Source organism: Myxococcus sp. AM011 (assembly GCF_013372595.1).
GTDB classification, from domain to species: domain Bacteria; phylum Myxococcota; class Myxococcia; order Myxococcales; family Myxococcaceae; genus Myxococcus; species Myxococcus eversor.
The window spans coordinates 1-2,315 of record NZ_JABXEM010000511.1 but is presented as its reverse complement, the minus strand read 5'-3'; the positions used below and the strand labels follow the sequence as shown (position 1 = coordinate 2,315).

The 2,315-nt window shown below is 68.4% G+C and carries 3 protein-coding genes; all 3 read right to left on the bottom strand.

All coding sequences use genetic code 11. The features are described from left to right. A partial coding sequence (locus HUW62_RS46825; RefSeq protein WP_176438146.1) for a phage major capsid protein occupies positions 1 to 651 on the bottom strand: 651 nt, incomplete at its 3' end. Between the two features lie 44 nt (positions 652 to 695). Further along, a complete protein-coding gene (locus HUW62_RS46820) occupies positions 696 to 1,394 on the bottom strand; it encodes a hypothetical protein (RefSeq protein ID WP_176438145.1) in 699 nt (232 codons plus the stop codon). Beyond that, positions 1,391 to 2,315, bottom strand: a 925-nt coding sequence (locus tag HUW62_RS46815; RefSeq protein ID WP_176438144.1) for an XkdF-like putative serine protease domain-containing protein, incomplete at its 5' end; no start/stop codon positions are given. The genes HUW62_RS46815 and HUW62_RS46820, both read right to left, overlap by 4 nt.

Below are 2,315 nucleotides of genomic sequence, written 5' to 3'. Positions count from 1 at the left end.
CCCGCTCCGCGAGCGAGTTCCGGTAGTCCAGGTCCGCGTCGACGCTGGTAAGAGGAACCCCATGCTGCTTTTGTCACGGAGGTGCTCCGAGGGCAGCGACTTGAGCAGGTCGCCGAGGACGTCCTTGCTGATGGGCGCGCCGGCCGCGTCGACGACGTTGCTGGTGGCCTGCTTCAGCACGCCGTCCATCGTGGCCAGGAAGGGGTCGGCGGAGGCCGTGTCCCCGTTGACGAGAATCTCCTCCATGTCCCTGGAGATGGCGTCCGCGAGCATCTCCATGAGCGTCTGGCGCAGCTCGCCGCGCTCGATGCTGTCTTCGAGCACTTCGTCGCTGAGCCTGACTTCGCCCTTGAAGAGCTTGGCGTCGAGCTCCACCTGGGAGAGGTCGGGCTTCACACGCTGCGCAGCGGGGACGGCGGTGGCCTCCTGGCCGGGGCGCAGAATCCGGCTGCCGAACTTCAGCTTGGAGAACTGCTGCTTGGGAGCAGCCATGGGAACGACGGTGCACTGCTGGAGGAGCACCGACTGCTTAATCAACAGGCGCATGAACTTCTGCGCCTGAGCGGGCTGGAGAATGCCGCCGCCCGCCGTGAGGTCGGCGAGGGCCAGGTCGGCCTTCTCCAAGAGGGCACGGTTATCGATTCGACTCATGAGGGCTTCCTTCGGCGTTGAGGCTTCCTGGGACGGGTGGGACGTCAGACGTCATGGAAGGAGAGGGCCTTGTCGACGCTCTCCCGGTTGAGGGGCTTGTTGAGGTCGAGGGGCCAACCGACGTCCTCGACGGGGGGCTTGGGCCGGCGCTCCGCGGGGGCGCTGCTGTTGGGCAGGCCGAACTGCTTCTCCACGCGGCCCAGGCGTTGTTGCTGCTCCTTCACGCTGCCCTCCAGCGCGCGGACGGCGTCGGTGAGCTTCGTCAGGCCCTCGATGACACCAGAGGCGTCGGGGCCCGGCGTGGGCGCGGGCGGAGCCGACTGAGGAGGCGGCGCGGGGTTGGCGGCCTTGGCGCGCGCCTCGACATCCTCCTCGTCCTCGGAGTCGTTTTCGTCCTCTTCCAGGGCGTCGGCGAGCGCGCGCAGGTGCTGGGCCACCTCCACCACGCGCACGCCGTCGGCGCCGTCCGCCGAGGCGAGCGCCTCGACGAGGGACGTCACTGCTTCGAGGGCCTGCTGGGCGGAGGAGAGGACTGCGTCCTCGGCCTTGGCGGTGTCCGAGGCGGTGCTACTGGCGCCCTCGGCTTGAGTGGTGTCCTGGGAAGCGTTGTCCATGGTGTCTCCGTCTCGCTTCACCAAGAGGAAGCGGTGTTTGTTGGCGGCCCTGTCCACGAGGGACACCTCCTCCACCACCATGTCGACGAGGCGGTGGACGGACGCGGGGCCTTGGGTGGTGCTCGTCATGCAGCCTCCGGCTGAGAGTCAGCGGCAGGTGTGTCGGAAGGGGGCGTCTCGGTGGCCGGCGCGGCCTCGGGAAGGCGGCGCGCGGTGCCGCCAATGGAGAAGCCCGTCAACTGCCCGTCCTTCACACGCCCCCAGAGCTCGTCGGAGAGGACGCGCACCGCGAGCAGCCAGGTGCCCTTGCGTACCGGCACCTCGCCCAGGTTGAAGTCGACGGGAGCGAGGTAGCTCTCCAGCACCTTGACGTGCCCGTTGACGCGCATCTGGTGCATGAGGCCCAGGCCGCCGAACTCCTCCATGAAGCGGTGCGCGGCCTGGCGAATCTCCGCGGCGGAGTAGATGTCGCCCTGCGCGTCCACCGTCTCCGGCTCCAGGACGACACCCAGGACGTACCGCTCGTCGTCGGGCTCGACGCCCTTGAGGAGGGACGTCGTGGTGGCGAAGGGAGCGGTGCCGGGCGGCTCCTCCGGCTTCCAGTCGTCCACGGCGAAGTGGCCGTCACCTTCCAGCGCCTTCGCGGCGGGCTGGTAGTTGCTGACGAGGAGCTGCGTCAGCACGGAGGAGCCGCCCACGCCGCGCATGGCGGCGATGGTGCGAGGCGTCCGAATGCGCTTCACCACGAAGCCGGAGTCCTTCAGCATCCCGGGCAACTTCCCCCGGATGCCATACGTCATGAGCCAGCGACCCTTGAGTGACTTGAGGACGCCGTAGAAGCGCTCCTCGTCGAAGTCACCCTCGCCGACGTCGACGTTGTAGCCAGGGTAGGGCGGGTCCAAGAAGAGGACGGTGTCCTTCCCGTCGTACTTGCGGACCACCTTCTCGTAGTCGCCGCCGTACACCTTCACGCGCTTGAGGCGCGGGGCGTGCTGCTCGATGCGGGCGAGCGTCTTCGCCTCGACGCCCATGCCGTTGGGGCTGACGCTG